The 6,123-nt window shown below is 62.4% G+C and carries 8 protein-coding genes; 1 reads left to right on the top strand and 7 read right to left on the bottom strand.

Annotation, left to right across the window (positions count from 1 at the left end; all coding sequences use genetic code 11):
* Positions 1 to 219: 219 nt before the first annotated feature.
* The 7 genes from EOA28_RS21645 to EOA28_RS21615 form a co-directional block, all read right to left on the bottom strand.
* On the bottom strand, positions 220 to 1,056 hold the full coding sequence (locus EOA28_RS21645; protein WP_127250924.1) for a universal stress protein: 837 nt from the start codon (positions 1,054 to 1,056) through the stop codon (positions 220 to 222).
* A 55-nt stretch (positions 1,057 to 1,111) separates the two neighbouring features.
* On the bottom strand, positions 1,112 to 1,939 hold the full coding sequence (locus EOA28_RS21640; RefSeq protein ID WP_127250923.1) for a universal stress protein: 828 nt from the start codon (positions 1,937 to 1,939) through the stop codon (positions 1,112 to 1,114).
* A 73-nt stretch (positions 1,940 to 2,012) separates the two neighbouring features.
* Complete coding sequence (locus EOA28_RS21635; RefSeq protein ID WP_127250922.1) at positions 2,013 to 2,438, bottom strand: DUF3775 domain-containing protein; 426 nt, start codon at positions 2,436 to 2,438, stop codon at positions 2,013 to 2,015.
* A gap of 37 nt (positions 2,439 to 2,475) precedes the next feature.
* On the bottom strand, positions 2,476 to 2,850 hold the full coding sequence (locus tag EOA28_RS21630) for a cytochrome c (RefSeq protein WP_245463187.1): 375 nt from the start codon (positions 2,848 to 2,850) through the stop codon (positions 2,476 to 2,478).
* Between the two features lie 15 nt (positions 2,851 to 2,865).
* Positions 2,866 to 4,641: an alpha/beta fold hydrolase gene (locus EOA28_RS21625; RefSeq protein ID WP_189342128.1), complete on the bottom strand. Its 1,776-nt coding sequence runs from the start codon at positions 4,639 to 4,641 to the stop codon at positions 2,866 to 2,868.
* Positions 4,642 to 4,741: 100 nt separating this feature from the next.
* Positions 4,742 to 5,125 (bottom strand): phasin family protein, encoded by a 384-nt coding sequence (locus tag EOA28_RS21620; RefSeq protein WP_127250920.1) that lies wholly within the window; start codon positions 5,123 to 5,125, stop codon positions 4,742 to 4,744.
* Positions 5,122 to 5,349, bottom strand: a complete 228-nt coding sequence (locus EOA28_RS21615) for a hypothetical protein (RefSeq protein WP_126079263.1) — start codon at positions 5,347 to 5,349, stop codon at positions 5,122 to 5,124. Before EOA28_RS21615 ends, EOA28_RS21620 begins: the two co-directional genes overlap by 4 nt.
* Before the next feature lie 152 nt (positions 5,350 to 5,501).
* On the opposite strand from EOA28_RS21615, the gene EOA28_RS21610 reads away from it, so the two are divergent.
* A complete protein-coding gene (locus tag EOA28_RS21610) occupies positions 5,502 to 6,035 on the top strand; it encodes a flavin reductase family protein (RefSeq protein WP_127250919.1) in 534 nt (177 codons plus the stop codon).
* Positions 6,036 to 6,123 lie beyond the last annotated feature (88 nt).

The raw sequence follows: 6,123 nt of genomic DNA, 5'->3' as shown, positions 1-6,123 counted from the left end.
TGGCAGGACGATCCGGGGGACCGGTGGGCAACGGTGCGCATTGAGGGCTATGAGACGCCGGTCAAGTTGAAGGCGGTCCACTTCTATCCCTTCGATGATTACGACATTGCCCGATCGCAAAGCGCGGTGCGTTGAAACTGGATCCAGGCGACGCGCTTCAAGTCCCTGTTTCGATGCATGTCGTTGTTGTCCCGGAACCGCGCTTCCGGGCGGCTTGCATCAATGCGACATCAAGACCGGCAGACGCAGATTCGACAAAATCCCCTCCGTCGCGCCGCCAAGCGCAAAGTCCCTCAGGCGGGAGTGGCCCCAGCCACCCATGACCAGCAGGTTGCCGCCGACTTTAAGGGCATGCTCCTGCAGGGCGACGCCAATTTCACTGTCGCCAGTCTGAATGGACTGGGCCTTCGCACGCAGCCCGCGCGCCGCAAGTCCATGCGCAAGGCGTTCAGCAATATCCTTGCCTGGCAGCACCTTCTCATCGGTCACGCTCACGATCGATATAGCCGATGCGCGTTCCAGGAACGGCTTCGCGTCGGCCACTGCCCTTGCAGCCACGCGGCTGCCGTCCCAGGCGATCACCACGTTGTCGAGCGCACCGACATCTTCGTCACCCGGGAGAATCAAGGCCGGCCGGCCGGAGCTGAACACGACCTCCTCAGCGGTCATGCGGATGGACTCGGTATCCCTCGCCCATCCCACCATGCAGAGGTCGAAATAGCGGCCCTCCCGGGCGGCAGCTTCCCCTAAGAACGCGGGCTGCGCTTTCAACTCCTGAGTGGTCAGGGTAACTTTGCACCGCGCGGCTTCGGCCGCGACATTCTCCAGCAGGGCCTTGCCGCGATTCCTGCTGGCAGTCTCGACCTCACGGATCTTGGCAGGGAGGTCGAGCAGGAAGCTGGACAGCGCGTTGGAAACGTCCGGAATGTCGACATTGATGACCGCCGCATCCAGCGTGGCGCCAAGCTGCTTGGCCACGGCCACCGCATTCGACGCGATCTTCGGCGCCGGCGGGTCCGGATAAGTCGGCAGGAACAGGGATGCCAGCATCTGCATAGCTTGTCTCCTTGGATCTTATGCCCGCCTGGCGGACATGGAATGCGGTGACTACTCAGTTCGACAGCAGCCTGTGGAACGAGCCCGATCCGAGCAGGGATCGCGTCGCGCCCCCGAACGCCCATTCGCGGAACCGGCTATGGCCATAACCACCGGCCACAATGAGATCGGCCCCGATTCGATCAGCTCCAGCGATAATCGAGTCGCCCACCGAGCTTCCCTCGCTTTCGAGCAGTTGGGACCGGGCTTTCACACCATGCCTCATGAGGAAGCGCACCACGTCCGCCGCGCCATCCCGCGCGACGAGCGTTCCTTCCTCGGCCGCATTGAAAACGGTCACTTCCTTGGCGTTGCGCAGGAAAGGCATCGCGTCGACCACGGCCCGCCGCGCTTCGCGGCAATCCTTCCAGGCGACCATGATCCTCTCACCCTTGAAGGAGGCGAGATCGTCGGCCGCAAACAGAACCGGCCTGCCCGCGGAAAGCACCAATGCTCCCGGATCCACGGTCCTTCGGAAATCGCCGGCGGCAGCCGCGGCCGGCGCTCCGGTGATCACCAGATCGGCCGCCCGCGCGTGCAGCGCCACGGCGCGCGTAGGGTCGTCGAGTTCCGCATGCCAGGATGCGCGCTCGTTGTCACCGGCGACGGCGAGGAACTCCTCCTTGAGCTTGCTGATACGATCCTCGATCTCGAGCGTCCGGTGACGCAACACCTCGGCCACAGCCGGAGAAGACTCGCTCGGCGACACCAATGTGGAGGGCTCGGCAGCCGCCAGCGCGATCAGATCCGCTTCGAACTTCCTTGCGACCTGCTGCGCGAAAATCAGCCGCGGCGTTGCCGGGGCGTCGATATCGAGCTGGACCAATATCGTCGTGTAGATCATATCCGGGCTCCATCAGAGACGGGTAGACCAGCACGGCCGAAAGCGTCCCGCTTTGATGTGCATCAACTTCGGTTCAGTCGGGAGAGGACAGGCCGAGAGCATCGAGTCCGGCCGCAAGGTGATCGCCCAACAGCGGGTTGCCGCAAAGATAGTCGGCCGTGTGCCTGTTGTGAGCGTAGGCGGCCTGCTGACGAACCTCGTCCCAATCGCCCGCCTTGCCGTCATCCCTGCCGAGCCATGTCAACGCCACGAGGTCGATCTGCTCGTCGACGGAGAGATCCGAGATCAGCGACCCAAGCTCTTCGCGCACGGGGTCATCATCATGATCCTGAAGCACCGCGACTTCGCCGTCGTCCGTGGGATTGGAGCCCGCATCCGGCTCGGTGACGGCGACCTTGACATCGAATCCATGCGCCTTGGCGATTATGAAACAGACCTTGCCGACGGAGATCGCCAGCTCAGGAGCCTCGGCGTCCTCACTACCGATTCCGCGTTTCATCCGATACCTCCTCTTGCGCCGTCAGCGCTCTCCTCCGTCATTGGCCGAGGCTCCCGATATAGGCGATGATCGCCTCGATCTGATCCGGAGAGGCCACAAACTCGGGCATGTCCGGATGGCCGGTGGAGATTCCCTCGGCCAAGGCTTCCTGCAGGTCCTCGATCGGATAGCGGCGGTGCAGTAGACGAAAAGGCGGGGCATCGGGATGGGTGCTTTCGCCAGTCCGGCCGACTGCGTGGCACCGCGCGCAGTTTGTTTCGACCAGCCTTTTGCCATAGGCAACCTGCAGATTATCGCCCGCCCAAGCCGACGATGCGAAAACGATAGCAAACGGCAGAACCTTGAGCGCTGTTCGACGTTTCATGGCTGCTGAATAGGTCTTGAGCGGACGCCGCGCCTTGACCTCGCTCAAACGGCTGGAACGCAGCTACCGCTCGAGGACATACGTGCCGGGCGCCGCGCAAACCGTCTTCAAGGCGCCCAGGGCATCGCCCCGGTCGGCCGCGACCTCACGGCTGGAATGACCGGCCAGCCATTCGACCCAGGCCGGCCACCAGGAGCCATATGTCACGGCCGCCTCTTTTGCCCACTCGTCCGGGCGGGGACGAATGGCGGCATGGCGGAAACTGAGCCTTTTATAGGACCGGTTGGGGTGTCCGGGCTCCGACACGATACCCGCATTGTGCCCGCCGGTGGTCAGGACGAAGTCGATGTCGGTGTCCAGGAGATAGGTCAGCTTGAATACCGACCGCCACGGCGCGACGTGGTCCGTCTCGGTGCCGACCGCGAACACTGGGGCTCGAATGTCTTCCAGATGAACAGGCCTTCCCTCGACACGAAAGCGTCCCTCGACAAGGTCGTTGTCCAGATAGAGCTGCCGCAAATATTCCGACTGCATGCGAAACGGCATACGGGTTGAATCGGCATTCCAGGCCATGAGGTTGGTCATCGGAGCGCGCTCGCCGAGCAGATATTCGCGCACCATGCGTGACCAGATCAGATCCTGCGAGCGAAGCATCTGGAAAGCGCCAGCCATGCGGCGCTGGTCGAGGGTGCCTTCCACCCACATCACGTCCTGGAGCAGCGTGATCTGGCTCTCGTCCATGAACAGGCCGAGCTCGCCCGGTTCTTCGAAATCGACCTGCGCCGCGAAAAGCGACAGGCTGGCCAGGCGGTGGTCGCCGTCACGGGCCATTGCCGACGCCGCTATCGACAGCAGCGTCCCGCCAAGGCAGTAGCCCACCGCGTGAATCTGGCTGCTTCCCGTCGCTGCCTCGACCGAGTCCATGGCCGCCATCGCGCCGAGCTGGCGATAGTCGTCGAGCGATACTCCGGCCTGGTCGCTGCCCGGATTGCGCCAGGAGATGCAGAAAACCGTATAGCCGCTCTGGACAAGATAGCGGACCAGCGAGTTCTCCGGTGAAAGATCGAGGATGTAGTATTTCATGATCCAGGCGGGGACGATGAGGATCGGCTCCTCCTTCACGGTGTCCGTCATCGGCGCAAAACGGATCAGCTCGATCAGTTCATTGCGAAAGATCACCTCGCCCGGTGTGGCGGCGACCTCGATGCCCGGCCGGAAGTTTTCCACGCCAGCCGGCGGCTTGCCGTCGGCCAGACGCAGCAGGTCGTCGATCAGATTGCTGGCGCCGTTGACGAAATTGGCGCCATTTTTCCGCAAGGTCCTATCGATGACCTCGGGGTTGAGCGCCGGGAAGTTGGAAGGAGAGACGGTATCCAGGATCTGCCGGCTGTAGAACTCGACGAGGCGCTCATGCCTTCTGGTAACGCCTGGAAGTCCGCTGGTGGCGTTGTGCCACCATTGCTGGGAAAGCAGGAAGGCTTGCTGCGCGGCGTTGAAGGGGAATGACTGCCACGCCTGATGCTGGAACCTTCTGTCTTGCGGCAGGGGTGTGATGGTCGGCGCAGCGGTCCCCATTCCAAGCCCGCAGCGAAAAAGAAAATCATTCAACCTGACGAGCTTCTCGACCGCCTTGGTGGAGACCTCCGCCTGCTTGCCCGGTGATGTGGACAAGTGCAGCAGCCAGTCCTGCCAGGCCTGCAGGAGGCTGATCGGCGAAATGCCCGCGGTGAAGGCCGCTACCAGAGCATGCGAGAGCCTGTCGACATCGCGATAGACGCTTGCGCTTTCTTCGTCCGGCAATAGCGGCGCCGGGGCCGCGGCCATCACCTCGGTGCCCATGGAGCCCTGCGGCGTCCCCGGATCTTCCGCCATGTCATATCTGCTCCAGGCGGAGGACCGATCGGCGGCTGGCTTCCAGCTTTTCCCTGATGGCGACATTTCAGGCGGGAAGCGTTGCCGCGGCCATGTCGTTCATCGTTGCTTCCGCCTCCTTGCGGACTTGCCCGGCTGTCTCCGAAGCCAGCTTGGCGCCGATGGAAGCGAATTTGCCGGCTTCCTTCGCATAGTCGGAGGTGGCGTTCTGGACGAAATTCACGAACACGTCGAACGCATCGACGAACTCGTCACCGCCGGTCAGCTCCTCTACAAGCTTCAGGTCATCCTCGAACCGCCGCTTGAGGAAGGACACGCCTTCGATCTGGTAGCGCAGCAGCGCGCGGACCGAATGCGCCTGCATCGCGGCGGCGGCTCTTACGAATTTCTGGCCGGTGTGGGCGAAAGGGAGCAGCTCGGGCGCCCGAAACTCTTCTGGATTCCACATCATGGTGTCTTTCCCTTCGCTTCTCGCTTCAATTCTGATTTTGGGTGATGCGGCCGTGAGCGGCGCCCAAAGCCGTGGCTTGCGGACAAGCCTTTGCTTCGCCGGAACGACGCCCGCTCGAAATAGATCGCGGCTCCGGCGATGAAGCCGAGGCAGAGCACGGCGCCCCATAGCAGGAAATCTTCAGTGACCATCAACGAGCCCCTTTGGCCGTCCTGGCCGAACATCGCAGGTGCCGCGCAAGCTGGCATTGATCATGATCAATCCGGCCCGGCATGCCGGCTTTGACCCTGATCAAGGCGAGTGACGCCAATGCCCGCGACAAGTCCGGGACAACAAGCCCACAAGCCCACCCGCAGACGCAAAGCGAGGGACGGATATGAAGGAATTGCCGCTTGCCGATGTCTACCGGCTGATTGAGCCCGGTCCGGTCGTCCTGCTTTCGACGCGGTCCAGGCAAGGCCGCTCGAACATCATGACGATGTCCTGGCACATGATGGTGGAAGTCGCGCCGCCAATGATCGCCTGCGTCGTGTCAAGCAATGACCTCTCCTTCTTCGCCTTGCGTCAAACCAGGGAATGCGTGATCGCGCTCCCTGCCGTCGGCCTTGCGGAGAAGGTCGTGAAGGTCGGCAATTGCTCTGGCCGGGACACGGACAAGTTCGCGACCGCATGGTTCACGCCGCTTCCCGCCGAACAAGTATCGGCGCCGCTGGTGGCCGAATGTTTCGCCAACCTAGAGTGCCGCGTGGTCGATACGCGCCTGGTCAACAGACACAATCTCTTCCTGCTGGAAGTCGTCAAGGCTTGGATCGATCCGCAACAGCCGAGGCCAAAAACCATCCATCACATCGGGCATGGCACCTTCGTGGTCGATGGCGAGGTCATCCATTTCGAATCCCGGATGCCTTGAAAGTCGGGGGCGCGGCTTAGAAACGACTTTGATCCACATCAAGGCGCGCATGCTCGTCGGACATAGGGTTTGGTTCATCGAGAAGGAT

It is taken from the genome of Mesorhizobium sp. M2A.F.Ca.ET.067.02.1.1 (assembly GCF_004023285.1).
In the GTDB taxonomy this organism is placed as follows: Bacteria; Pseudomonadota; Alphaproteobacteria; order Rhizobiales; family Rhizobiaceae; genus Mesorhizobium.
This window is presented reverse-complemented; position numbering and strand designations above follow the sequence as displayed.

Bases quoted from the DNA above. Each gene is read 5' to 3' on its own strand.
- EOA28_RS21645 (WP_127250924.1), bottom strand. From the start codon at position 1,056: ATGCAGATGCTGGCATCCCTGTTCCTGCCGACTTATCCGGACCCGCCG.
- EOA28_RS21640 (WP_127250923.1), bottom strand. From the start codon at position 1,939: ATGATCTACACGACGATATTGGTCCAGCTCGATATCGACGCCCCGGCA.
- EOA28_RS21635 (WP_127250922.1), bottom strand. From the start codon at position 2,438: ATGAAACGCGGAATCGGTAGTGAGGACGCCGAGGCTCCTGAGCTGGCG.
- EOA28_RS21625 (WP_189342128.1), bottom strand. From the start codon at position 4,641: ATGGGCACCGAGGTGATGGCCGCGGCCCCGGCGCCGCTATTGCCGGAC.
- EOA28_RS21620 (WP_127250920.1), bottom strand. From the start codon at position 5,125: ATGATGTGGAATCCAGAAGAGTTTCGGGCGCCCGAGCTGCTCCCTTTC.
- EOA28_RS21615 (WP_126079263.1), bottom strand. From the start codon at position 5,349: ATGTTCGGCCAGGACGGCCAAAGGGGCTCGTTGATGGTCACTGAAGAT.
- EOA28_RS21610 (WP_127250919.1), top strand. From the start codon at position 5,502: ATGAAGGAATTGCCGCTTGCCGATGTCTACCGGCTGATTGAGCCCGGT.